This window comes from Leptolyngbya sp. Cla-17 (genome assembly GCF_016807185.1).
In the GTDB taxonomy this organism is placed as follows: Bacteria; Cyanobacteriota; Cyanobacteriia; order Leptolyngbyales; family Leptolyngbyaceae; genus ULC077BIN1.
On the sequence record NZ_JAEVYN010000001.1, the window covers coordinates 2,366,116 to 2,392,344 of the forward strand.

At 48.5% G+C, this 26,229-nt stretch carries 19 protein-coding genes; 9 read left to right on the forward strand and 10 right to left on the reverse strand.

Annotated features, from left to right (window positions below):
* The first annotated feature begins 72 nt into the window (after nt 1–72).
* Complete coding sequence (locus JOY44_RS10590; RefSeq protein ID WP_171573521.1) at nt 73–1,137, forward strand: IS4 family transposase; 1,065 nt, start codon at nt 73–75, stop codon at nt 1,135–1,137.
* A gap of 80 nt (nt 1,138–1,217) precedes the next feature.
* On the opposite strand, the gene JOY44_RS10595 is transcribed toward JOY44_RS10590, so the two are convergent.
* Complete coding sequence (locus tag JOY44_RS10595; protein WP_171571904.1) at nt 1,218–1,784, reverse strand: IS630 family transposase; 567 nt, start codon at nt 1,782–1,784, stop codon at nt 1,218–1,220.
* The gene (locus JOY44_RS10600) at nt 1,781–2,296 is read right to left on the reverse strand and encodes a helix-turn-helix domain-containing protein (protein WP_171573477.1); all 516 of its coding nucleotides are present in this window, start codon (nt 2,294–2,296) and stop codon (nt 1,781–1,783) included. Before JOY44_RS10600 ends, JOY44_RS10595 begins: the two co-directional genes overlap by 4 nt.
* Before the next feature lie 255 nt (nt 2,297–2,551).
* Between JOY44_RS10600 and JOY44_RS10605 the strand changes: the two genes are divergently transcribed.
* From JOY44_RS10605 to gcvH, 3 genes are all read left to right on the forward strand, one after another.
* A complete protein-coding gene (locus JOY44_RS10605; protein ID WP_171573522.1) occupies nt 2,552–2,704 on the forward strand; it encodes a hypothetical protein in 153 nt (50 codons plus the stop codon).
* A 57-nt stretch (nt 2,705–2,761) separates the two neighbouring features.
* Nucleotides 2,762–3,895 (forward strand): glycine cleavage system aminomethyltransferase GcvT, encoded by a 1,134-nt coding sequence (gcvT, locus tag JOY44_RS10610; RefSeq protein ID WP_171573523.1) that lies wholly within the window; start codon nt 2,762–2,764, stop codon nt 3,893–3,895.
* A 125-nt stretch (nt 3,896–4,020) separates the two neighbouring features.
* Complete coding sequence (gene gcvH, locus JOY44_RS10615) at nt 4,021–4,410, forward strand: glycine cleavage system protein GcvH (RefSeq protein WP_171573524.1); 390 nt, start codon at nt 4,021–4,023, stop codon at nt 4,408–4,410.
* A 54-nt stretch (nt 4,411–4,464) separates the two neighbouring features.
* Here gcvH and JOY44_RS10620 read toward each other — a convergent pair whose 3' ends face one another.
* The 4 genes from JOY44_RS10620 to JOY44_RS10635 form a co-directional block, all read right to left on the reverse strand.
* A complete protein-coding gene (locus JOY44_RS10620) occupies nt 4,465–5,289 on the reverse strand; it encodes a squalene/phytoene synthase family protein (protein WP_171573525.1) in 825 nt (274 codons plus the stop codon).
* A 706-nt stretch (nt 5,290–5,995) separates the two neighbouring features.
* Nucleotides 5,996–7,018, reverse strand: coding sequence for an adenosyl-hopene transferase HpnH (hpnH, locus tag JOY44_RS10625; protein ID WP_171573526.1), 1,023 nt, complete (start codon nt 7,016–7,018; stop codon nt 5,996–5,998).
* Nucleotides 7,019–7,200: 182 nt separating this feature from the next.
* Nucleotides 7,201–8,181: a hopanoid-associated sugar epimerase gene (hpnA, locus tag JOY44_RS10630; protein WP_197985118.1), complete on the reverse strand. Its 981-nt coding sequence runs from the start codon at nt 8,179–8,181 to the stop codon at nt 7,201–7,203.
* Between the two features lie 48 nt (nt 8,182–8,229).
* On the reverse strand, nt 8,230–10,983 hold the full coding sequence (locus JOY44_RS10635) for an efflux RND transporter permease subunit (protein ID WP_171573527.1): 2,754 nt from the start codon (nt 10,981–10,983) through the stop codon (nt 8,230–8,232).
* A 275-nt stretch (nt 10,984–11,258) separates the two neighbouring features.
* Between JOY44_RS10635 and JOY44_RS10640 the strand changes: the two genes are divergently transcribed.
* A complete protein-coding gene (locus JOY44_RS10640) occupies nt 11,259–15,437 on the forward strand; it encodes a CheR family methyltransferase (protein WP_197985119.1) in 4,179 nt (1,392 codons plus the stop codon).
* Between the two features lie 155 nt (nt 15,438–15,592).
* The gene (locus JOY44_RS10645; RefSeq protein WP_171573528.1) at nt 15,593–16,471 is read left to right on the forward strand and encodes a ferritin-like domain-containing protein; all 879 of its coding nucleotides are present in this window, start codon (nt 15,593–15,595) and stop codon (nt 16,469–16,471) included.
* A gap of 302 nt (nt 16,472–16,773) precedes the next feature.
* On the opposite strand, the gene JOY44_RS10650 is transcribed toward JOY44_RS10645, so the two are convergent.
* On the reverse strand, nt 16,774–17,154 hold the full coding sequence (locus JOY44_RS10650; RefSeq protein WP_203031963.1) for a four helix bundle protein: 381 nt from the start codon (nt 17,152–17,154) through the stop codon (nt 16,774–16,776).
* A gap of 120 nt (nt 17,155–17,274) precedes the next feature.
* On the opposite strand from JOY44_RS10650, the gene JOY44_RS10655 reads away from it, so the two are divergent.
* Both JOY44_RS10655 and lexA read left to right on the forward strand, forming a co-directional pair.
* Nucleotides 17,275–17,940, forward strand: a complete 666-nt coding sequence (locus JOY44_RS10655; protein WP_171573529.1) for a phosphorylase — start codon at nt 17,275–17,277, stop codon at nt 17,938–17,940.
* A 45-nt stretch (nt 17,941–17,985) separates the two neighbouring features.
* The gene (lexA, locus tag JOY44_RS10660; RefSeq protein ID WP_171573530.1) at nt 17,986–18,609 is read left to right on the forward strand and encodes a transcriptional repressor LexA; all 624 of its coding nucleotides are present in this window, start codon (nt 17,986–17,988) and stop codon (nt 18,607–18,609) included.
* Between the two features lie 63 nt (nt 18,610–18,672).
* Here the strand turns inward: lexA and JOY44_RS10665 are convergent, their stop codons facing one another.
* Together JOY44_RS10665 and JOY44_RS10670 are read right to left on the reverse strand one after the other, a co-directional pair.
* A complete protein-coding gene (locus JOY44_RS10665; RefSeq protein WP_171573531.1) occupies nt 18,673–20,430 on the reverse strand; it encodes a GMC oxidoreductase in 1,758 nt (585 codons plus the stop codon).
* 279 nt (nt 20,431–20,709) lie between these two features.
* Nucleotides 20,710–22,014 carry a glycosyltransferase gene (locus JOY44_RS10670; RefSeq protein ID WP_242541766.1) on the reverse strand — a complete coding sequence of 435 codons (1,305 nt, stop codon included), beginning with the start codon at nt 22,012–22,014 and terminating at the stop codon, nt 20,710–20,712.
* Between the two features lie 60 nt (nt 22,015–22,074).
* Between JOY44_RS10670 and shc the strand changes: the two genes are divergently transcribed.
* Nucleotides 22,075–24,036: a squalene--hopene cyclase gene (gene shc, locus JOY44_RS10675; RefSeq protein WP_171573533.1), complete on the forward strand. Its 1,962-nt coding sequence runs from the start codon at nt 22,075–22,077 to the stop codon at nt 24,034–24,036.
* A gap of 108 nt (nt 24,037–24,144) precedes the next feature.
* On the opposite strand, the gene JOY44_RS10680 is transcribed toward shc, so the two are convergent.
* Complete coding sequence (locus tag JOY44_RS10680) at nt 24,145–26,157, reverse strand: S8 family serine peptidase (protein ID WP_171573534.1); 2,013 nt, start codon at nt 26,155–26,157, stop codon at nt 24,145–24,147.
* Nucleotides 26,158–26,229 lie beyond the last annotated feature (72 nt).

Sequence of the window (26,229 nt, forward strand, 5' to 3'; positions counted from 1 at the left end):
TACGGGACAAAAAGCTTGAAAGGATGAGCAGGGTAGGGTTTCATCAGAATTACCACACTCTGGAGAAACCCTATGAGCCAATATAGCGAATTAAAGCGAGTCCTCCAAGAACAATTGAACTGGCACGGAGCGAGGATTTCATTTCTGGCATTGTTCTTGTTAGCCTTGCTGAAAGTCAAGACAGTGAACTTGAGCGAACTGTGTGTAGGCTTTGGTGGTAGGGCATTGCCCGAATCGAGCTACAAGCGATTGCAGCGATTTTTCCGAGGGTTTGCGCTCGACGAAGCTCAACTGGCTAGCGTCGTGGTGAGTTGGATGCAGATTCCGGAGGACTGGGTGTTGAGCCTGGATCGCACCACCTGGAAATTTGGCACTCAGTGGTACAACATTTTGACTTTGGGCATAGTTCATGAAGGAGTTGCCTTCCCGGTACTGTGGTGGCTGTTGGACAAGCGGGGGAATTCCAACAGTGACGAGCGGATGCGGTTAATGGAGACCTTTGCCAAACGGTTCCCCACCGCTAGAGTGAACTACTTGTGTGCCGACCGCGAGTTCATTGGGCAAGCCTGGGTGCGCTATCTTCTACTCGAACCTACCCTCGCCTTTCGCTTACGGATTCGCAGCAGTGACCAGATTGAGCATGATGGCAGGGTGCTGGCGGCGCGAGTCGTCTTTGCCCATCTGCAACCCGGTCAATCCCAACAACTCACAGGCACCTGCCGAGTCTGGGGCTACCCAGTTGCCGTTGAAGCGCTACGACTTGATGATGGGGAGTTACTCGTGGTGATTGCTCCCCTCAAGGCGCAAGATTTGGTCAAAGACTATGCCTTGCGCTGGGGAATTGAAACGCTGTTTGGTATTTTCAAAACTCGCGGGTTCTGTCTGGAATCGACGCACTTTACCGATGATGAACGGTTGAGTAAATTGTTTGCCTTGTTGACTTTAGCTTTATGTTGGGCGATGCGAACCGGGTTATGGTTGCATCAATGGCAGCCCATTAAGATTAAAAAACACGGTCGTCGCGCCAAAAGTCTGTTTCGCTTAGGGTTCGATTATTTGCGCCATTTGGTACTCAATCCATCCTTGTCCAATGAGTCCGACTTTGTGCAATCCCTACAACTTTTGTCCTGTACTTAGAAAAAATTGACCTAACCAATGACTCATGATGTATCGCGGATGGTCACCTGATGTCAATGTAAATGGGTTGTTATACCAATTTAAATGGTTTCAATGACAGATAGTGCATTGAGGATAAAGGGGTAGCCCGTGAGAGAAGCAATCACTTGAGGGGTTAACTGGGATAAGAGTTGATCTACTCTGGATTGCAGTTGGTCAAGCGTTTTGAACGAAACCCACTTGAGATCCGCCTTGAGATATTCCCATAGCCTCTCAATTGGATTTAACTCCGGACAGTAAGGCGGTTGGAACACCAGGATAATGTTCTGTGGCACAATCAACGCTTTGCCTTTGTGGAACCGTCCGTTATCCACTTGCAGGATATTGAGACTATCGGGGTAAGCCTTGGAGAACTCATCCAAGAAGCATTGGTAGCACTCGGTATCGACATGGGAGAACTGCCAGAAAAAGGATTCTCCGGTGGCAGGTTCCACAGCGCCATAGAGCCAGAATGCTTTGAACACCCGTTGCCATGAGCCAATGGGTTTCACTCCAAAGGCTGTAATCAAACGCCCGATAATGGTATGCAGCCCAAAGCGGCTCTCATCCCCAGCAAAATAGCGAATAGGTCGTTTATCCTGGCGCACTTGCCGAGCGTATTGGCTCAACAAATCGAGGTCGTCTGCAAGGTTTGCTTAAATGCCTCTCGTTGTGCTCGGTTCTGCTTGAGGTGTTGGGGACGAGCCACTTTTAGCTTGGCTTTGAGCCGATAACGGGTCATCTGGTAGACCGCATGATACTGGGCTTCTATTCCTAAACTCTCCAAGAGCCACTGCTGCACCTCCCCATAGCTGTCAAACCCATTGTCCGGTTCCTGCAATCGCTTTGCTAAGGCAACTTCTGCCCACATTGGAATCATCCGGTTGCCTCCTCCTGGCGTTGGCTTGACCACCAGCAATGCCTCTAATCCTTGTGCTCGATACAGCGCTAACCACTTTTGCACCGTGCCTCGATGCCTGCCAATTGCAACCGCGATCTGGCTGATGCTCGGTGCTTGCGCTCGTTTGAGCCAGTACAACACTTGCAATCGTTCTTTAACTATCGGCTGTTCAACCGTTCGCAAGCGGGTGCCTAACTCCTCGAGACTTTCTTTAATTACGATTGCGCTGACACCAGCCATGATTAGACTCTCACCTCTACATTCCTCAGTTTATCTGATCTGTAACTACTCCAATTTAATTTGGTATAACATACCAATGCAGTTTCATTGCTGGGATCTCGAATGCGATCGCTCCCAACAAATTAAAATACTCCCTTGGATCTTCTTGCAATTACCCCATCGGGGGTATGTAAAGTTTTGTGCGATTGTGGATAATTAAGAAACATTAAAGATATAAGTCTCATCTTTTATCAAGAAAAAACCTTGGAGGTTTCAGTGAAACAAGTCACGACTTTTGCTCAACAGTCCTCTACATCAAATGCTCTTGCCCAAACGACTGCTTCACCCGAGCCTTCGATCGCGGGTACTTTCGTCTCTACAGCTGTTTCTCTATTTGGTTTTTTGCTGTTAGTGATCCTATTTTTGTAAGCATTGGCAAGAACTAGCCCGGTAATATGAAGGGTATTCCTTTTTACATTTGTTCTTGTGACTGACCCACGCCGCGCCACTGCTCTCTCCCACACGCCGCTTTACTCCTTGGCTAAAGAGCTAAACGCTCGGATGACTGAGTTTTCTGGATGGGAGATGCCTGTGCAATATTCTGGTATCACTCATGAACACCACGCTGTGCGTTCAACAGCAGGTATGTTTGACATTTCTCACATGGGAAAATTTCGGCTGACGGGCAAAACGGTCTTAGCTCAGATTCAAGCCTTGGTGCCGTCTGATCTGAGCCGTTTGCAACCTGGTGAAGCCCAATACACCGTGTTGCTTAATGACCAGGCTGGCATTATTGATGATCTGATTTTTTATTACCAGGGGATAGACCCTGATGGGATACAGCAATGGGTGGCGATCGTTAATGCTGCCACTACTAATAAAGATAAAGCCTGGCTGTTGAATCATTTAGACTCAACTGAGGTATCGTTTCAGGATTGTTCAACAGATCGGGCACTGATCGCTGTGCAGGGACCGAGTGCGATCGCTAAATTACAAACTCTAGTCACAGAAGACCTCTCTTCCGTTAAAGCATTTGGGCATTTAGAGGGCACCATCTTAGGACAGCCTGGATTCTTAGCGCGGACGGGCTACACAGGCGAAGATGGCTTTGAAGTGATGGTGCCGCCGGAAGTAGGGGTAGAACTCTGGAAAGCACTGCTGACCTTAGAGGTGGTGCCCTGCGGCTTGGGCTGTCGAGATACGCTCCGACTGGAAGCAGCAATGGCGCTCTACGGACAAGATATTGATGAAACAACTACGCCATTGGAAGCTGGGTTGGGTTGGCTGGTTCACCTAGACAGTAAAGCAGATTTCATAGGAAGACCTGTTTTAGCCCACCAAAAACAGAATGGGGTGCAGCGTCGGTTGGTGGGGCTGCAAATGCAGGGACGCAATATTGCTCGGCATGGTTATCCTGTGATGGCTAATGGCAAGGTTGCAGGAATTGTGACCAGCGGAACCCAATCGCCGACGCTGGGTCAGCCGATCGCTCTTGCCTATGTACCGACCGAGTTTTCTAAGCCAGGTCAGCCCTTAGAGGTTGAAATTCGAGGCACCTCTTATCCTGCGATCGTGGTCAAGCGTCCTTTTTATCGTCGCCCTCCAGCACTATCCTTTTAACAGATATATGAACGAATTCCTGGAAATTATTCATAAAATCGCCAGGAATTCTAATTTTTGAGGTATGAGTTATAAGAGTTGAAATTTAACTTTCACGCAAAACTCTCACTTTAATTTGAAGACCTATGACACTGGAATATCCTAGCGATCTGAAGTATCTTGACACCCATGAATACGCACGGCTAGATGGAGAAATTGCCACCATTGGCATTACAGCTTTTGCGGTGGATCAACTCGGCGATATCGTATTTCTAGAGTTGCCTGACATGGGAGATGCGATCGAGAGAGGCGAGAAATTTGGCACGATCGAATCAGTAAAAGCAGTTGAAGACCTCAACGCGCCCGTCAGCGGCACCATAATTGAGATCAACAGTGCTTTATTAGATGCTCCAGAACAGATTGGAGACGATCCCTATGGGGAAGGGTGGCTGTTGAAGGTGAGGATTGATGATGATATTGATTTGGACGATGCCTTATCATCCGATGAATATCGAGCTCAGGTTGAAGGAGAATAACACCTGCATTTTCAGTGAGGTATTATCCATCGCCTTCACTCAATTGAGTTCCCTTTATCCAACACTGCTGCCGGTTAGTTGGCTAACCAGGTCGATAACGGTGCTGCGGCTGAGTTTGGCTTCGCCTTGAGCCATTGCATTCAATGTGGCATGAGCCAGGGTGAGGGGAATACGACAAAAGTCTAATGCTGGACCGATAGGAAGCGCCGCGGTGTAGGTATCCGCAAGCTCTAGGTTTTGACGAGCGTAGTTGTAAACTTGTTCATCCGTCCACCCGGTTGGAAAAAAGTCCACGCCACGTTTTTTGTCTTCATTGTGATTGCGTAGAATATTGACGGCTTGCAACCCCCGACCAAATCCGATCGCGTGAGAGCGGTTGGTTGTAGTGCCGTCATACCATGCCCACAGATCAGACAGCAGCAAACCGACGGCTCCAGCGACTCCAAAAGTATATTGGTCTAGATCGGCCCGGTCTTCAATTTTCCAATTGATGCGCGCCCAATATGCCATGCGATCGGACATGGCTGCCGTAGCGTCCCATACTCGCGGTGCGATCGACTCTGGTGCTAAAAGCGCCCATTCCCCAACTCGATAAGATACTTCGGGTAGCACGTCTTTGTAATCGCTGAGCGCACCAGATAAATCACTTGCCCGCATTTCATGGGTGCCAGCTTGTAGAGTCAGACTGATGATTTGTAGCAGCTTTGCTTTAAGCGCATTATCCAAGGTTGGATGGTCTTCAATTTCATCGATCGCTCGCATACACAAGTAGCCAGAAGCCACTGCTTCTTGAAGCCCCGCTGGCAACCGACTAATTGGAATGTAAAACGTCCGACTTGTCTCTTCTAATACTTCTAAAGCACTTTTGCACAGCTGCATGGATTCACTCCTCTAAGTCATTACACCAGGTTGGCTCTAAATATACAACAAGACGTTTCATTTAAGATGAAAATGCCTTATTCAGCTAGAAATCCGTTCTCTCTAAAGTAATTTAGTGCCATCTATAACTTAAAAAGTATTCTATCTATCAACATTCTTATTTAATTTGTTGACTAAAGATAATTAGTTTTCTGTCTTCTCCGAATTAAAAGCTTTCATTAGAAATAAGCTGTTTTTGCTTATGTAATCTCCTCACCCTAAAAGGGCTTAAAGGCTAGGGCTGGCATTCTGGAACACAATCACACTAGAACTTAATAAGGGAGTAAAAGATTTCTTCAAAAAGGCAAACTTCAATTAAATCAGTAATACGAAGAGTCCAAAACAAAGTCCCAATCAAGTTTGAAATTGATATTCCATAGGAATTGAAACAGAATGAAGTTCTCAATTTTAATCGGTGAATCTATAATCTAAACAATTAGGAATTCCCCTCAAAAATCAACAATCATTCCTATTTATCCACCGCTGACACGCAAGTTTCCGGAAAATAAGCTTGATTCTAATTAGAGAATTGCGATTTGCAAAACTACAACATTAGTAACAGATGTAATGTCCAATACATTCATCCATAAAGAGTGACTTTGAATTCTTTTGGACTGAGAGCAAAGATACCTCTGTTCTCAGTCCAATCTCAGTCCAAACGATCGCCTTAGCGACTCATGCTAAACACTGAACCCAGCGATCGCGAAATGTTTTGAGGATTCATTGCGTCTACCGCTGCTGTAGGCTCATAGCCACAATGCACCATACAGTCTGCACAATTGGGATTGCCACTCGCCCGACCATATTGGCTCCAATCGGTTCCGTCCACGAGTTCTTGATAGGTTTTATAGTGACCTTCATTCAGCAAGTAGCAAGGCTTTTGCCAGCCCAACACACTATAGCTAGGCATTCCCCAGGGCGTGCATTCATAATCTTTCTCACCTGTCAAAAAGTCGAGAAATAGGGGATTGTGGTTGAAGTTCCAGTTCTTTTTGCCTGCTGTGTAAGGAGCCAAAATATCCCGGAACAATGCTTTTGTTTGCTCCCGTTTTAAGAAATGGTCTTGATCCGGTGCCCACTCATAGCCATAGCCAGGAGAAATCATCATGCCATCAACGTTAAGGGTTGCGACAAAATCAAAGAATTTTTGAATTTCTTTAGGATCAGAGCCTTCAAATACAGTGGTGTTGGTAGTGACGCGAAACCCTTTGGCTTTGGCAGCCTTGATTGCTTGCACAGCAGTATCAAACACCCCATTGCGATCAACGCATTTATCGTGCAGTTCACGCAGCCCATCCAAATGCACACTAAAGGAAAAATAGGGTGATGGTTCAAACTTATGCAGGCTTTTTTCTAGCAAAATACCATTTGTGCAGAGGTAAATGTATTTACGCCGTGCTACTAATCCACGCACAATTTCATCAATTTGAGGATGGAGTAAGGGTTCGCCACCCGGGATCGCCACCACAGGAGCACCACATTCTTCCACTGCGGCAAAGCAATCTTCAGGCGACAGGTTTTGCTTCAAGATTTCGACCGGATGCTGAATTTTGCCGCAGCCAGAACAGGCAAGATTGCATCGAAATAGCGGTTCTAACATTAACGTCAAGGGATATTTTTTGCGTCCTTTCAATCGCTGGGTAACGATGTACTTGCCAATATCCATTGCTTGTTGAAAACTAACTGCCATGGCTCGATTTACTCCTCACTGGAAAATAGGGGACGGGGAAAAGGGAATAAGGGGAAAGGACTTAGAAACGGTTTAAAAAGTTGCGTTCCTCTTGACTGCCTTGACTCTCTTAAATGGTAATGTACTTGACTTACTCAGAAATCCCTAAGCTTTAGGTAACTTATCGCTGAGCAAACCAGGATTTATGCGTAGCGTTTGGTTACAAACCACTCTACGGCATCTTTCAAAGCCACAACAATTGGAGTTTGTGGAAGCCCTAATTCTTGCACCGCTTTTGAAGCGTCGTAGTACATGAGTTGTCCTGCCATCCGCACGCCATCAACTGGAACAGAGGGCGTTTTGCCTAATTTGGCTAACAGAGTCTCATCGATCCAGGCGACAGAAAGAGGAATCCAGGCAGGAATAGAACGCTGCGGGGCGGGGAGTCCGGTTATTTCCTCTAGTTGGTCAAGCAGGTGCTTGAGGGTCATGTTTTGGTGTCCCAAAATATAGCGATCGCCGGTCTGTCCCTTTTGGTATGCCAGTAAATGCCCCCATGCCACATCCTGCACATGGATGAAGTTTAGCCCTGTGTGAAGATAAACAGGCATTTGGCGACGCAAAAATCGCAACACGATATCTCCGGTGGGCGTAGGTTTAATATCCCAGGCACCAATTGGCGTACTAGGATTCACAATGACGATGTTTTGTTCCGATTGTGCCGCTTTGACGGCTTCCTGCTCTGCCCAATATTTAGATTGTTTGTAGGCTCCGATCAGCTTTTCGACTGAGCTTTGGTAGGTTTCATTTGCTATCGCGCCTTGTTTGACTCCGATCGCCGCGACTGAACTGGTATAAACCGTGCGCTCAACTCCAGCAATACGGGCTGCTGCTAGAATATTGCGCGTTCCCAGGACGTTGTATTGATGCAGAATGTCGTGATCTTTTCTCCAAAGGGAATAATGAGCGGCGACGTGAAACAATCCTTGACAGCCAGCCATTGCCTGATCCAAGTCACGATCGGTGAGGCTACCTTGCACCAGTTCCACATCCAATCCCTGTAAGTTGTCCAGCCGACTGTTAGGGCGCACCAACGCTTTGACGGCATAGCCTTCTTTCAATAGCAGCCGCACGAGGTTGGCACCGACAAACCCCGTTCCTCCTGTGACAAATACTTTTTGCACTATAAAAGCCTCAGATTTCTTTGCACTTTTCCACCATAAAGCTCTGCTTTAATACTTTCGACGTAGGCTGTGTTTAATGGCATTGTCGAGGTTATCTAGCAGAGCGTAGAGAACGGGAATGACGATGAGGCTGAGCAGTGTGGAGGTGATTAAGCCGCCCATGATGGCGATCGCCATAGGGGCACGCAGTTCCGCACCAGCGCCCCAGCCGATTGCGATCGGCAGCATTCCCAGTAGTGTCGCAACGGTAGTCATGAGGATGGGACGGAGGCGAACAGGACCCGCTTTGAGGATAGCTTCATCGCGCTGAAGACCCGATCGCCGCAGTTGGTTAATGTAATCCACAATCAGAATCGCATTTTTACTCGTTAAGCCCAGCAAAAAGATAATGCCGATCAACGAAATCATGCCAAAGTCGCTTTGAGCAATTAGCAATCCCACCATGGCACCCACAATAGACAGCGGCAACGATAGAAAAATCACCAGGGTGTCTGTCCAGCGGCGGAACAGCACAAACAGCACAGCCACAATGCACAGCAAGGACAATGCCAGGGTTTTGCCAAAGCTACCCAAAATGTCGTCAATTCTGGCAGAATCGCCGCCCAAACGCAGGGAAATCCCTGCTGGAAGCACTGCTTTAGCCTCTGTCGTGGCGCGATCGCCCGCTTCGCCAATCGTTAATCCTTGCCCTAAGTTGGCGCTAATGGTGGCAACACGCTGTTTGTTGTCATGTTGAATTTCGCGAATGCCGTCAGAATTAGCCTGCGTCGTGGCAGATACATCCACCAAGCCAGCAATTTTTGTCAGGCGGGTTTGAATCTTCTGTGCAGTGCGATCCAGCAGATTTAAGTCGTTGCCTTGAATCTGCACTTGCACAGGTTTGTCGCCGCCTGTATCCACAAATTGAATGTCTTCAATGCTGGTGGTTACACCCGCAACTTTGGGCAAATCTCGACGAAATCGGTCTTGCACATTGGCAGTCGTCGTCGTGCGGTTGTCTTTTAATTTCACATAAATCGTACCCTTGTTGGGTTCGCCTTGACGGGAGCCAACCACGGTAAAAGTACTTGCAACATCGGGCGATCGCTGGACAAATTCATCCAATTGTTTTGCAACCTGGAGCGAATCCTTCAGCGGGTCAAATTCTGGTAAAGGTTGTGCAGACCGCTGTGCGGCTAGTTGCTCTGGTGATACGCCGGGTGGTAGTTGACGAGGATCAATTGCGCCTTGACTGATCACCTGCCCCGATAGCGCCTGCTTTAGCGCTTCTGGAATTTCTGGTGTGGGTGCGCTGTAGGAAATATTAAATTCGCCGCGATCGAGTTTGGGAATAAAACCTTTAGGAATCAGCGGAATTAGCGCCAACCCACCCACAAAGCTAGCAAGAGCGATCGCCATGACAATGCCTTTGTGATGCAGCGACCATTGCAACAGCCGTTGATACTGATGATTTAACCGATCAAAACCGCGCTGAAAGCGATCGGCAATGCTGGGATGGGTCTGATTACGAGGTTTGGGTGGTTTGAGCCAAGCTGCTGCCAGCAGGGGAGACAGAGTTCGAGCAACCAGCAGCGACGTGATCATTGCCGCCGAAATGGTGATGCCAAAGGGTCTGAAGAATTGTCCCAACACGCCGCCCATGGTGCCAACGGGCAGAAAAACAGCGATCGCGGTTAAGGTTGCGGCAGTGACCGTCAAGCCAATTTCGTCGGTTGCCGAAATTGCCGCTTGCTTGGGAGTTTCCCCTTCTTCCAAATGGCGAGCAATGTTTTCCACATCGACGATCGCGTCATCCACCACATTGCCAATCACCAATGCCAGTGCCAGCAGCGTAATGGTTTCAAAGTTGAACCCATAAAACGCCATGACGATGAAAGTGCCTAATAAAGACATGGGAATTGCCAGCGCCGAAATCACGGTCGCCTGCCAATTCCATAAAAAGGGATAAATCACGATCGCTGAAAGCACCATCGCTTCAATCAACGCTTTAACCGTTTCATCGGTGGCGGCTTCAATATAATCGGCTTGGGTCGCTGCCAGGGAAAATTGCACCTGGGGTAGCTTGGTTCGTAGCCGCTCAACTTCTTGGTTTGCTGCCCGCACCACTTCCAGAGTGTTGGCATCGCTCTTTTTCACCACCTGAAATGCGATCGCTTCCTGCCCGTTGAATCTGACCAGGTTGCCGCTTTTGGTCAAATCTTCTAGCTTTGGCGGTTTAGTCAAATCTAATTTGCTCGGCTCCCCCAACAAAGTCACCTTCAGCACGCCGGGTAGTTTGGCGATCGCGGGAATAATTTGATCCTTTGCCGTCTTGCTTAATGTCTTTAAATTTTGGGATGAACTATCGATCGCATAGCTCACCACCGCCGCTTCATTCAAATTAACCGGAATCACCTTCGTCGTTGTTTTGGCAGGCAGCTTCACCGTTTTCAACGCCGCCGCCACAATACGACTCGATTCCTCCAAATTGGTGCCCACGGCAAACCGCAGCCGCACGACCGATTGTCCCGGATAGGTTGTAGATCCCACCCCATCCACTTGTTCCAACCTACTCAGCGTTGCTTCAATTGGGTTAGTTAGCTTTTGCTCAGTGTCCACGGCAGTTTTTAGCGGAGCAGAAGCATTCACCACCACCACCGGAAAGGTCACATCTGGAAACAGCGCATATTTGAGTGAGCTAAATGCCAGCACTCCTGCCACAACCACCGCCAGCCAAAAGCTAAGCGTTAAAATCGGACGCTGGATGGCAGTTTTTGAAATATTGAAGCGCGATCGCGCAGATTCGGGACTGGATTTATCCATTGAATCGGGTGGTGATAGGTAACAAGCGTATTGCCATAGTACCGAACAGTTCTCGATTTCTTACGCCAAAAATTCCCTCTTTCCTTCAAAGGGCTGATGTGTTCGTGTGGCTTTACGCTGGTTAATGAGTTGATAAACAACCTTGTCATCCGTTAATTTAGGCAGATATTGATTAACGTCATTGATGCTACTTAAGCAACGCCAAACCCCATGCCGTTGATAAATGAATTTCCCCCCCCCCCGAAGAAAAATCATCTGACTGGACTACATCTGAAGTGAGCGAATTCGATCAGTCCCCCCAACCCGATTCTGCTTTTCCAGTTGTGGGCATTGCTGCTTCCGCCGGAGGTCTGGAAGCCTTTACGCAACTTATCCGCCACTTGCCAACCGATACGGGCATGGCATTTGTGCTGATCCAACATTTATCTCCCGACCACGAAAGCTTACTATCTGAAATTTTGGGTAGAGCGACTGAAATGCCTGTGCGTCAGGTGGAAGACCGGATAAGGATCGAGCCAAACGAGATTTATGTGATTCCGCCCAACACTCAAATGACGCTGGTAGATGGACTGTTACATCTCGCTCCGCGTCAAAGGACTGATGGAAAGTATTTGCCGGGGGATATATTCTTTAAGTCTCTGGCAGCAGAGCGGGGTAATAAAGCGATCGCCGTTGTTCTATCAGGTAGCGATGGAGATGGTTCACAGTCCTTAAAAGCCATCAAGGTAGCTGGCGGTGTGACGTTTGCTCAATGTGAGGAAACTGCCAAATTTAACAGTATGCCGAGTACTGCCGTTGCCACTGGAAACGTAGATTTTATTTTGCCGCCTCAAGCCATTGCCGCAGAACTGGTAAATCTCACTCGTAGTCCCCACCTGTTCAACCCAAAGCCAGTTCAGATTGTAGGGAAATCTTCCAATTTCAGTAATGCGCTGACCACTATTTTTGCGCTGTTGCGGACAACCACTGGCGTTGACTTCACTACTTATAAATCGACCACGCTCAATCGCCGAATGCAGCGGCGAATGCTGCTCTATAAGTTTGAGAACCTGGAAGACTATGCTCAGCACTTACAAAAAAATCCAGATGAAGTGCAAGCTCTCTATGCAGAAATTCTCATTCACGTCACCAGTTTCTTTCGTCATCCGCAAGCGTTTGAACACCTAAAGGAACAAGTTTTTCCTGCCATTAGTCACAACAAATCGAGTGACACGCCCATTCGGATTTGGGTAGCAGGCTGCTCCACGGGAGAAGAAGTTTACTCGATCGCCATTTCCCTCCTAGAGTTTTTCCAGGATCATGCCACGGTGCCGCCCATTCAGATCTTTGCCACTGACATCAGCGAAACCGCGATCAACAAAGCCAGGTCGGGCTTTTACCTAGAAGGTCAGATGGAAGCGGTTTCATTAGAGCGTCGCAACCGCTTCTTCGTAGCGATGTCAACGGGTGGTTATCAAATTAGCAGCGCTGTCCGTGAACTGTGTGTGTTTGCACGACACAACTTAACTGGCGACCCACCGTTCTCAAATCTTGATCTGGTTAGCTGTCGCAATCTGCTGATTTACTTATCAGATCCGTTGCAGGAACGCATTATTTCTCTGTTTCACTACAGTCTTAACTTAACGGGCTTTCTGATGCTGGGGACTTCAGAAAGCGTCAAGCAAGCCTCAGACTTGTTTACCTTGGTGCATGACCCCAGCAAAATCTATGCTCGAAAATTGTCCCCGTCTCGTCCCCTGTTTTCGTTTACGAATAGTCTTTATCCCTCTGCCCGCGTCGATAGTCAGCGGCAGATGGCTGAAACTATCACCAATCAGTTTGAGTTGGGACGAGAAGTTGACCAACTTATTTCAAGTCGTTATGCCCCTGTCTTTGTACTCGTCGACGACCAGATGCACATTCTCCATCTGCGAGGAGATACCAATCTCTACTTAAAGCTGCCGATGGGGACAACTGATCTTAATCTCCTGCTGATGGCACGGGAAGGATTAGAGATCCCACTTCGCACGGCAACGTATCAAGCTCAAACTCAGAACATAGCGGTTCGACAAGACCAGATTCAAATTGAATCCGGGGCGCGAGGGTCTTCGACCGACCGGAGGTCACCGATCTACCTCAATTTGGAAGTCATTCCATTTCAGCCGACGACCTCAAATGGGCTGTATTTCTTGGTAATTTTTGAAGCCGTTTCATCTCCAGTCACCTTTCCTACTGCCACTCCATCAGAATGCCAAGAACCAGAAGCCTTAGAGCGTGAAATTGTGCAGTTGCGTCAAGCCCTCGCTGCCGCGACTCAACGAGAACTTTCGGCTCAAGCCCATTTACAAGCGGTGATTAAGGAGCAAAATTATCTCAACCAAAACCTGCGAGTGGCAAACGAAGAAATCCTATCAAGCAATGAGGAGTTGCAAAGCACTAATGAAGAACTCCAAACCGCTAAAGAAGAGATCCAGGCGACTAATGAAGAACTCTCCACCACCAACGAGGAACTTCTTAGCCGCAATCTGCAACAAAACCGAAACAGCAGTGACCTTAACAATTTTGTAGACAGCATTAGTGTGCCGATTTTAATGCTGACCAATGAGTTGAGAATTCGCCGTTTTACACTCGCAGCGCAGCGTCTTTTCAATTTCATCCCTACTGATATTGGACGACCTTTTAACGACTTCCGCACCGATTTTGACGTTTCCAGCTTAGAAGCGATGGCTTTGGAGGTGTTAGAAACCCTCAACACCAAAGACCAAGAGATTCAAACCCAAGCAGGTTATTGGTATAGCCTCCGAATTCGTCCTTATCGTACAGTAGAAAATCAAATTGACGGAGTGACAATCGTTTTTGTCGATGTCGATGCGTTCAAACGTCATGCTGCCAACTTAGAGTCAGCCCGCAACTATGCAGAAGCGATCGTTCGGACGGTTCAAGTCCCTTTACTGGTGCTGGATGCCGATCTACGGGTGAAGACTGCTAATCAGGCATTTTGCGAGACGTTTCAGGTTGCAGTTCCAGAAACCGAGCACACTCTCTTGTTTGAGCTAGGCAATGGGCAATGGGATATTCCCCAACTGCGATCCCTGCTGGAAGAGACTTTAACCAGTTCTCGGCAAGTCAAGAATTTTGAGGTGGATCATTATTTCGAGCAAATTGGGCAAAAAACCATGCTGCTAAATGCCTGCAAGCTGGAGCAAGACGGAGAGGCAACCCTGATTTTACTGTCAATTTTAGACATTACTGAGCGTAAGCAGATTGAAGCGGAACGCTCTCAGCTAGTGCAAGAGCAGTCAGCCCGTCAGTCGGCAGAAAATGCCAACCGACTCAAAGATGAATTTCTCTCAAACCTCTCGCATGAACTCCGCAATCCCCTCAACGCCATACTAGGCTGGGCAAGAATGCTACGCACCCGCACCCTTAATGCAGACATTACAACTCGTGCTCTAGAAGCGATTGAGCGGAATGCCAATGCACAGTCTCAATTAGTCGAAGATATCCTAGATCTTTCTCGCATTATGAGCGGTAAACTCAGGCTCAACACCCAACCAATTGATCTGAGTTTAATCATGCAAGCGGCGATCGAGACCGTTCAATTGTCCGCCGAAGCCAAAAACATTCGCATCTTTTCGCAGTTGAGTTCCACACCCATCGTGGGTGATGTTGATCGTTTGCAGCAAGTCCTGTGGAACTTACTGTCAAACGCCATTAAATTTACCCCCTTCGATGGGCGCGTTGAAATTACGCTGGAGGCAGTTCAGGGACAGGCTCAAATTCGAGTCATGGACACAGGACAGGGCATTTCAGCGGACTTATTGCCGCACATTTTTGAGCGCTTTCGGCAAGGAGATTCCAGCACTACCAAAGCGAAAGCGGGGCTAGGACTGGGACTCTCGATTACGAAGCATCTAGTTGAACTCCATGGCGGTACGATTGAGGCAGAGAGTCCCGGTGAGGGACAAGGAGCCACGCTGACCGTCAGGTTGCCGCTGCAATTGTCCTCAGAGTTGAACAGATCAACCGATTTGGAGGCGACCGCATTGGAACCCTCTGAAGATAATTCGAGTGAACCTGTCCTCTCTTTAGCAGGTTTACGGATCTTAGCCGTTGATGATGAAATGGATACCCGTGAGCTATTTAAGTTTGTGCTGGAAAGTTATGGGGCTGAAGTATTAACTGTGTCCTCTGCTAGAGAAGCTCTATCCGTTCTTAATGCAGATCCCAATCAATACAACGTGCTGATTAGCGATATTGGAATGCCAGAAGAAGATGGGTACTGGTTGATCCGGCAAGTGCGATCTCTGAGTGTAGAAACCGGAGGGCAAATCCCAGCGGTTGCCCTGACTGCTTATGCGAGGGCGGTTGATCGACAACGGGCGATCGAAGCTGGATTTCAAACTCATCTGGCTAAACCCGTCGAGCCAGTTGAATTGGTGTCGTTAGTTGCAGACCTAGCAGTACGAGCTTAGAAAACTAACAGCAATTTTTGTTGGGGTGTGTGTTCCACAACAGTTTATGAAAGCAAGTGTTAATAGCCTTCTTTTAAGTCGTAGCTTACAGTGAAGAAGCGTGTCCATCAAAACCTGACACCCGACACCTAACACCTGATACAGGGGAGTGAACGATGAAAATTGGGTCTGAGGCTCATAAAAATCTGTTTTGCCAGAGTTTTATGGATAGCCATTTGCTGTATGAGCCAGAAACACTCGCGTGGCCCGAACTCGACAGCGCCATTATTGAGCGGCTCCAGCGAATTCCCTTTTGGGATGAGGCATTGTATACCGAGCGGAAAGCCGGCGTGATGCTGAAAGCGTATGCAGAAACCGTGGAAGACCCACAGATTCGAGCGGCGATCGCCCTTCAAGCGGAAGAAGAAGCCCGTCATGGTCGCGTGATTGGCTACATGATCAACCACTATGGCATTCAAGTCGCTGAACGTGCCGAAAAGCCATTGCCCGAAAACTTAGAGCCTGCCTTCGTCAAATTTGGCTATGGCGAATGCTTTGACTCATTCTTTGCCTTTGGCTTGTTTGGCATTGCTCGTCAGGGGGGCTTTATTCCCGATGCCCTATTCACGATTTTCAACACTTTGGTAGACGAAGAAGCCCGCCATATGGTGTTTTTTGTTAACTGGATTGCCCACAAGCAAATCACTGAAGGTCGGGGGGCACTGCGCCCATTCTCTTCCTTTCAGCAATACACCGGGGCAGCGTTTCGGCGACTGGATAATTTTATGAGTATGGGTAAGGGTAAAAAGAAAACCGCTAATAAAAAAGGCTTCACCGCTGCGGGAGCTAAGGCAGTGAAGGTTGATTTAACCCTGGAATCCTTCTTAGAAATGTGCATTGCAGAAAACGCTAAACGGATGCAGGCGTATCCTGAAGAACTGCTGCGCCCCGATTTTCTCCCCGCGATCGCGTCTCTTGCGTACAATACGGTGAAACTATTGCCAAAGCGGAAAGCTAGTCAGCCCGTCGGTGAGGAAATAGGCGCTAGAGGGTAGAGAGTACGGAGTTCGAGGTTCGGAGTTTGGGTGAGTCACGTACAGGATGCTTTAGAGGGTAAAGAGTACGGAGTTCGAGGTTCGGAGTTTGGGGTGAATCACGTACAGGATGCTTTAGAGGGTAGAGAGTACGGAGTTCGAGGTTCGGAGTTTGGGTGAGTCACGTACAGGATGCTTTAGAGGGTAAAGAGTACGGAGTTCGAGGTTCGGAGTTTGGGGTGAATCACGTACAGGATGCTTTAGAGGGTAGAGAGTACGGAGTTCGAGGTTCGGAGTTTGGGTGAGTCACGTACAGGATGCCTTCAAATGTGAGGTGCGGAGTTGCGAAGGTAAGAGGTAAACTTTGCAATTAGGCATACTGTCTCATCAGCTAAACTATAAAGCTGCTCAAATTTAGTGCTAGAGATATATTCCACATCCAGTGCTACATAGAGTAGAGACTGAACCTCAATAGCCGAACCACGGGCAATGTCCAAGAAACGAGCAAATTCTTTTTGTCCTTTTCTAGCGAATCCCTCAGCAATATTGCTCATCACAGAAACGGCAGCGCCACGAATTTGATTTTTTAACTCAAAATCCTTAGCTAACTGACCGTCATTGCTTAGTTTGTAAACTGCCTTTACTAATTCCCTAGCTTTTTGCCAAGCTCGAATTTCCTCAAATCGTTGAATTCCCGCCATCATGCCACCCTTTATTTAGATTAAGTGTGTTCCAACTCATTCCCTCTCCGAACTTCAAACCCCGAACCCCGAACCCCGAACCCCGAACCCTGAACTCCTTACCCCTAAAATACCCTTCTAATTTTGAGTACTCTCATTCAAACAATTCTGGTGCCTCAAGGAGCAGAGTACCAAGCCGTCTGCCGAGGCTTGGGGGGCATTGCCGATCCACCTAGAGTGTTTGCCACGCCTGCCGGAGCCGCGATCGCACCTTACTTGCAATCGCTGCAAGCCGCAGGCTCTTTGCGTGAGGGACAGCCGATTCTGATGATGGGCTTATGCGGTGGCTTAATTGCAAAGCTGGAAATTGGTGATGTTGTGCTGTACGGCGAGAGTCTTGATCCGATAGCCCACGCGTGCGATCGCACTCTGACTGCCAAACTTCAAGCCCTGCTTGATGTACCTATAGTTCGTGGTGTCACCAGCGATCGCGTCATTTCCACCACTCACGATAAACGGCAGCTTGCCGCCCAATTCAGCGCTGATGTGGTGGATATGGAAAGCGCCGCTGCTTTAGAGATCTTGAACGCGATCGGCGTTTCTACCGCTGTCCTGCGCGTCGTTAGCGATGATTGCCATCACAATATTCCCGATCTCAGTAATGCCTTCAACGCCGAGGGTTCCTTGCAGCCTGTAGCCTTGGCGATCGCCATGCTCCGCCAACCGATCGCCGCCACTCATCTTATCCGTAGCTCCCTACATGGTTTAAGGAGCCTACAAGAGTTGACCAATCGACTATTTGGAAAGTAATTCGCGTGTACTATACTAAAGCCATATTTTTTAGATAGGCAAGTTATGGAGCCTCTCAAGTCACGTGAGCAAAGACTGATGGACTTGCTAAGAGCTTACGAGCAAGATTACGGTTGCTCACCCTCTTATGAAGAGATGGCAAGTGCTATGGGCTATCGCTCGAAATCTCCCGTGCAAAATCTTGTAAAAAGTCTGGAACGTAAAAGGTATATCAAGAGGCAACCAAATAAAGCACGTACAATTCAAATTCTTGACTGCTTTGACCAAAAAAGCTGCATTCCTCTTTGGGGGACAATCGCGGCTGGAGGCATTGTTGACTCTTTCACCGATCATCCGATAGAGTCCTATGCTGTTTCAGAAGCACTGAATAAGCCTGGAAACTACGCGCTGAGGGTGATCGGCGACAGCATGATTGACGCACATATCTGCAACAACGATGTTGTAATTTTAGGCCACAACCTAGAGGTAAACCGACTCAAGCCGGGGACTATTGTGGCAGCCCAGGTTGCTGGAGAAGGAACCACGCTGAAAAAGTTTTATCAGGAAGGCGCTTATGTCAGATTGGAGCCTGCCAACTCTAGTCCTGAGTTTAAATCGATGAAAAGACATGCTTCCCAAGTTCAAATTCAAGGCGTTTTAGTCTTTGTACATAGAGAGTGTCTGCACTAAGGGACTGCGAGATATCCATCCCTTTCTGGCTCTACCTGTCCACGCAGTGGCTCACAGCACATATCACTCCTTGGATGATAAAGAAAGTACTTCCAAATTTGTTGCCTGCATTTCGATCTTGATGTGATCGGCAAGGCGAATGGCTAGGGCGGCAATAGTCAGTGTGGGATTTGCATAGCCGCCCGTAGGAAATACAGAGCTGCTAGCAATAAACAGATTAGAAACCCCGTGCACTTTGCAATTGGCATCCACAACCCCCTGCCTGGGATCGTCATTCATGCGAGTACCGCCCATGTGATGGTGAAGACTTGCCAGCGATAGGTGGGGCAAGCCCTTATCTCCTTCAAGCTTCATCGTGCCGATGCCTGCTTTAGCGAACTCTTCAGCAAAAATTTGCTGAGCCCGCTGCACACTGCGAATATCAATATCATTCCAGCGCCAGTAGAGTTGGGGTTTACGGGCACCTAAGCGATCGCACGCTTGCCCCAGCATAATCCGATTATTCGGATCGGGTGCTTGCTCGGTAATATGTACCACTTCAAAGCAGTTGAATGACTTCTCCAGGTTTATTTCGTTGATCCACCCACTCACATCAAACCCATATTTTGACAAATAGGTCGGAGGTTTGTTGCCCCATGAATCTCTCTTGCGCCACTGATAATACAGAATGTCGTCAATGCCTTTAAGACAGGTTGTTGTCTGCCTTAGTGCATTGTCAGGAAGTCGCCGCTTTTTAAAGGCATTGAGCAAGACTTTAGTCGCCTCAACCGCTTCTGAACGATACGCTTTGCCGTCAGGAAACAGCATTCGTAACAGATTCATGCGAAATAGAGCGGGGCGGGGAAAGATAGCAGCGTTGATGCCCAACAACTGCTGTTCTTGCCGACATTGCTCAGTTAAAACGGGTTTACCAATCACCATGGTGCCATTCGTCCAGTGGGCATCATATAGCCCCAAGGCTTTAAATCCACTAGAGTTCTGAGGCAGGAGCAACCCTGAACGAATCAGCGGGTGATCCATAAAGTAGCGACCCACGTTGTCATACTGGTTGCCCAGACCGCCCTGCTGATGGTGATCCGATAGCAGCAACAAGCGCACGTTTTCAACTGCACCCATCGCCAATACTACAAGTTTGGCGGCTATGTGAAACTGGTTTCCTTTTAGGGTAGCAACCCGCACCTGGGTTACAGTTTGAGCCAGTTGATCGGTTTCTAGTTCAACGGCTGTGCCATAGGTCAGCGTTTGAATATTCTGAGCTTGTTCTAGCTGATGGCGATATTCGTCTCTAAAAATATCGGAGGGACCAAATTGAAACATTTGGGTTTTGACGCGATCGCCCTGAAACGGAATCTGACGAGCATTTTCCCGTTCCCAAGTTGTCACATTGTAATCGTAAGGACCTGTCTGACAGGCGACATGAGCGCGTTGATAGTATGGATCAAGGTGCGATCGACAAAAAGCCCAACCGCTGTGCGGCATCCAATCGCGCTTTTCAAAATCAATCGCATCCAACGGAAGGTAGCGAACTCCATTGCGGTCCTTGCCGTACTGAATGCCCCAAATGTTAGAAGCTCCCCCAAATTGGCGCTGATGGAGATATTGAAAATTAGGATAGAAATCGCCAATTGCTTCATCAGCGCTGGCGGCTAGCAATTGAATGTCCGGTTCAGGCTGTAATCCACCGGCTTCAAGTAAACAAACCCGAAAATCTTGCCCAGCCAATTCCCGCGCCAGAATGATTCCTGCAGGACCCGCACCAATCACACACACTTCAGTTGTAATAACTTCACCATCAGGAACTTGACGAGCATCTATCATCATGACTTTAAAAAAGTAGGTTATCTAAATAAGATATGTATGATTTGAAACTATACATAAAGGAAAAGGCAGTAGCTTATCAAGCTTCAAATTATGCATCGAGTCTTTCCCCTACTGCGCTTTTAGTAACTTTTCTGAAGTAGCGGCTAAGAGCGTTTTCATCGACAATACTGAGTACTTAAACGTAGTCTTAAATACATTACTGAATCAATCTTATTTACATGACCTTAATATGTTGTCGATTTTTATGAATCTTTGATGTTTAGTCGCACCACGGAGAATTTAAGGAGCTTCGCTAGTTGGATACACCCGTCCTTTCCAAGCTCCACCTTGCCCGCGCCAGTGACGGATTGCAGAATCGATTGTCATCAAGTTGTAGAGGAGGGCGGTCGCGGGTAAACAGATTGCCCACAGAACAGACAGCCCATACAGCCGGATGTTTGGCAAATAGGCGATCGTCATCAACGCCCAACCCAGAAAACCCGCTGCGCTCAGCATCCAGTTTTGGGTTAGCGCTCCACTTAAAGCAGCGATCGGGGAAACCAGATAGACCAGCGTCATGCCAAACACGGTTCCCACTAGCAAGAACGGCGAGTATCCCAATTGGGTATAGGCAGTGCGTGCCACCATATCCCAAATAGTTGCCAGTGTATCGTAAGGGCGGAGGCTGCGCGTAGTTTGCGTCAATCCCAGCCAGATTTTGCCCGACGTGGCAGACGATGAATGATCAGATTTCTCGGTTTGACTAATCTCTTGTCCTTTCACCTTTTGAGCCAAGGAGCAATCATCAATTAAGGCTTGCCGCAAACTTTGTAAACCGCCAATGGCTGACAACGCTTCACGCCGCATCAGGATGCAACCTCCAGCAGCAGCAGCGATCGCCCGATTAGGATTGTTGACCCAGGGAAAGGGATACAGCTTTTGAAAAAAGAAGACAAACGCAGGAATCAGCAGTTTTTCCCAGAAGCTCTGACAACGCAGCAGCACCATCAGCGAGACAAGATCCAGGTTATCTTGTTGAGCTTTAGTGACCAGTTGGCGTAGGTTTGCGCGATCGTGTTCAATATCGGCATCGGTCAACAAAAAATAATCTGGCAACGGATCAAAGGTTTGGGCATGTTGAACCCCTTGCTCCATTGCCCACAGTTTGCCTGTCCAGCCTGCGGGTAGTGGTTTGGCACTAATGACCGTTAGCTTTTTAGATTGACTGAGTTCTTGGGCGATCGCTTCAGCAATCGTGCCTGTTCCATCGGTACTTTGGTCGTCTACCAAAATGATGTGCAACTGACCGGGATAGTTTTGCAGCAACAGCGATCGCAGGGTCATCGGCAGCATATCCGCTTCATTTCGAGCCGGAATTATCACGCAAATGGAAGGAGAGAAAGGGTTACGGGGTAGGGGGTAGGGGGTAATTAGCTCTTTAATTTCCGAACTTTCTACTTTGAACTCCGAACTCTCAACTCCCGACTCTGAACTTCTCTCTAACCGCTGATCACAGCGCCAAAACTGTCCCCAAAATGCCAGCAATCCCGCCCAAATCAGTGTGGACAGCAGCGCAATCACTAAAACCACTTCACCCATCAGCACGATTGCCAAACTTAACGTACAAAGGCACAATACATCAACATTGGGGAGGAGTGTGAGTTAATGCAAACGCAGGATCAAGTTTCGCAGTCGAACATATCGCTAGAAAAACTGAATCAGGTCATCGATCGCAGCCAAAACTATTTGCTAGCGCTACAGGCGGCAGAAGGCTACTGGTGGGCAGAGCTAGAGTCGAACGTGACGATGGCATCAGAGGTCGTGCTGCTCCACAAAATTTGGGGCACCAATGCAACTCGCCCATTGCACAAAGTTGAAAACTATCTGCGCCGACAACAGCGCGATCATGGCGGCTGGGAGCTTTTTTATGGCGATCGCGGCGAACTCAGCACCAGCGTTGAAGCGTACATGGCAATGCGGTTATTGGGCGTGCCTGCATCCGATCCGGCGTTGCAACGGGCACGAAAATTTATCTGCGATCGCGGCGGTATCAGTAAAACTCGCATTTTTACCAAGTTTCATCTGGCGTTGATTGGTTGTTATGACTGGAGCGGCTTACCGTCTCTCCCCCCGTGGCTGATGCTACTGCCCGACAGCTTCCCAATCTATGAAATGTCGAGTTGGGCGCGGGGCAGCACTGTTCCCTTACTGATTGTGTTTGATCGAAAGCCCGTGTATAGAGTCGATCCCGCGATCAATTTAGATGAACTGTATGCCGAAGGGCGGGAATATGCCAAGTTTGAACTGCCCAGCAAAGGTGATTGGAGCGATGTCTTTTTGTGGCTTGACCAAGCCTTCAAGCTGGGGGAAGCGCTAAATTTAGTGCCGTTTCGCGACGAAGGAATTGCCGCAGCGGAAAAATGGGTGTTGGAGAGACAGGAGCCAACAGGCGACTGGGGCGGCATTATCCCCGCCATGTTGAACTCGCTGCTGGCATTGAGGGCGCTGGGGTACGATGCCAACGATCCGGCAGTAGTGCGGGGAATGCAATCCGTCGATCGCTTTGCCATTGAAACAGACGACTGCTACTGGATGCAGCCCTGTGTTTCGCCGGTGTGGGATACGGCATTAGTCATCCGCGCCTTGGTCGATTCTGGCATTGCGCCCGACCATCCCGCCTTAGTCAAAAGTGCCCAATGGCTGCTGGATAACCAAATTTTGGATGATGGTGACTGGACAGTCAAAAATAAAGCTGGCAAGCCCGGAGGCTGGGCATTTGAGTTTATCAATCGGTTTTATCCCGATGTGGATGACTCGGCGGTGGTAGTGATGGCGCTGAATGCCGTCCAGATGCCGAATGAGCCGATGAAACAGCAGGCGATCGCCCGTTGCGTCCAGTGGATCGCCACAATGCAGTGTAATGGTGGCGGTTGGGCGGCTTTTGACTTAAACAATGATGCTGATTGGCTCAACCAGGTGCCTTATGGCGATTTGAAAGCCATGATCGATCCCAACACTGCTGATGTCACCGCACGAGTGCTGGAGATGGCAGGACGATTGGACAAAGCCCAAATTCCGACATCGCTGTCGCAAACTGCCATTGATCGCGCGATCACCTATCTACGTCACGAACAAGAACCCGAAGGTGGTTGGTTCGGTCGTTGGGGAGTCAACTATATCTATGGGACGGGAGGTGTTTTGTCTGCACTCTCCTTGCTGGCGACCAATAGCTGTCACCAGGAAATAGATCGCGGCGCAAACTGGCTGGTCACCTGCCAAAACCAAGATGGTGGTTGGGGCGAGACCTGTTTTAGTTATAATGATCGCTCCTTAATGGGACAGGGAGACAGTACCGCCTCTCAAACCGCATGGGCACTCACGGGATTGCTAGCCGCAGGCGACGCGACTGGCACTTACGCAATGGCGGCGATCGAACGAGGAGTGCAGTACTTGCTCGATACTCAACGCTCCGATGGCACCTGGGATGAAGACTACTTCACCGGAACGGGCTTTCCAGGGCACTTCTACTTGAAATATCACCTGTATCTGCAACATTTCCCCCTAACCGCGATCGGTCGCTATCGTGCCACTGCACTTAGACTAGGCGGGCTGTCCCAGGAGGATTGATAAACTATGTAAGTACATGAGCCAAAGGTTAATGATTAATGCTGAAAGATTTTCTAGTGATTAGTTCATCCCCTGAAATCATGGGCGGCACCCCAGTTTTTGCTGGCACTAGATGACCTTGGCAATCAATCGCCAGGAATTCAGCCGACCTACATCCATTCTCCAAGTGTCTACCACGCTTATTATCCAGGTTCCCTGGATACGCTTACCCGTAAAAGCCCTCAATGCAGGTAGTTCCGAAACCGTATAAACCTTGCGGATATTGTCTGTCGAACCACCCTTGTGGTCATGAAGGGTTACGGCAGTGCCGTCTGGGGCAGTGATATCAATGCGTAAATCACCAATATAGGTGTGAGTTAGATCAAGCCCAACGCGGATGTCATCAATAGCCCCATTTTGAGAGATTTCTATTTTGCTGAAAATAGAACTGCCTGCATCTGGAATCTCCAGACTTGCTTGAATCTCCTGATCGATCGTTATTTCCGCCTCTGGAACTGCTGATTTGACTGCCTTGGCTGCATTGACCTTACCATGACCAAACCAAAGACTAAAACCATTGCTGAAATCACCAGGTTCGTTCACAGGTGTTTCTGATTCAATCTTCAGATCTTTATCTGCCGTTTGCTGGAGTAACTGCTTTACCTGCAAAGCTGTGAGGTTAGGATTACGAGAAAGGATGAGTCCACAGACCCCAGCTACAGTAGGGGTTGCACTCGATGTACCCCCAAATTGATCGGTATAGCGAGAGCCTTGGGTGAAACCAGATCCTAAATTCTCATTATCAGTCGTCACTACACCGCGACCACGCGGGATAAATTGTCCCAGATCATGAAAGTTGTTGGTTGGCGCACAAACACAGATCTCGCGCCCCCAGGAGGAATAAGCCGAGCGGGTTTTGAGTGAAGTCGAACCGCTAACGGTAATGACATCAGGATGAGCAGCAATCCAGCGATCGATTAGACCGCTATACCTGCGGCGACGTCTGTTGCCATCAATGAACTCGTAGGTTCGCGTATTGTTAAGATCCTTAACCGGACAATTGTTATTGCCAGCCGCTACACAAATGACCAGTCCCTTGCCACGTCGCCCTCCCGTCCGTGCCAATTCCGATAAAGCATCTGAAAACGCTCGACTGAGCGGAGCATTGGCAGGTCCAACTCCCCAGGAGCAGGATACGACATCTGCTTCTCTAGAGATTCGGTTAAATAGTTGGATCATGGCAGCATCATCAAAACTCAACGGGAAACGCACTGCCAGAAACGCACATTCCGGTGCCACCCCAACGGTACCTTGTCCATTAATCTCGGCTAAAGCAACGCCAGCACAAGGAGTTCCGTGATAATCGCCTCCCTTCGGCAGGACTTCATCTGTATAAAATACGGTTCCGTTGCTCTCAACCGCATTCAATCGCCCTACAACCTTTCCTGGTCCTTGAAAATCGGGGTGGGTCAAGTCAAACCCATCATCCGCCACGCAGATTACAATGTCTCGTGAGCCACGGGTGATTTCCCACGCCTCTGGAGCGAAGATGCCTGCCTCAGCTACCAGATCTGTTCCATTGTTTGGAGAATGCAGATGCCACTGTTTAGGAAACTGCTCATCCGCTGGAATAAAAGCAAACCGTTGAAGTTGGCGAACTAAATTGGGTTCAGCATACTCTACATCCGGACGGGAAGCTGCTAAGTTGGACGTTTTGATGGCATTCCGGTTTGTTGCAGTCGTCACCCGAACAAGCAGCGTGTTTTGCCCCAGATCTTGAACCACTTCCAGCTTCTCATAACGCAAGAACTCATCAATGGTTTGCTCTGAGGTTTCAGGTTTGAACTTGATGAAGAACGAGTCGGTGATCAGATACTCAGAATCGGCTTGCCCTGGAGTCCGATAGACATGGTGAACGACGTTATCAGATTCACGTAATTGAGCCATTGAGCGATCGCGATTGCCTGCGACAGTAGCCCGGATCAAATCAGGGCCAACCTGATCCACTTCCTCCAGCGACACTCCTGCCTCGTCTGCCGCTGACTGTGCGGTTTCTACATCGGGTGCGTGCAGTGTAATATCACTTTCTGTCTGCTCAATGAGAATCCTGCGTCCGCCTTGCCAAAAATAGTTATTGGACATGATTATTCCTTTCTATGTGGGGAAACCAAAAACGTAGTAACCACAGGGGTTAGACTAATTCAAGATTTAATT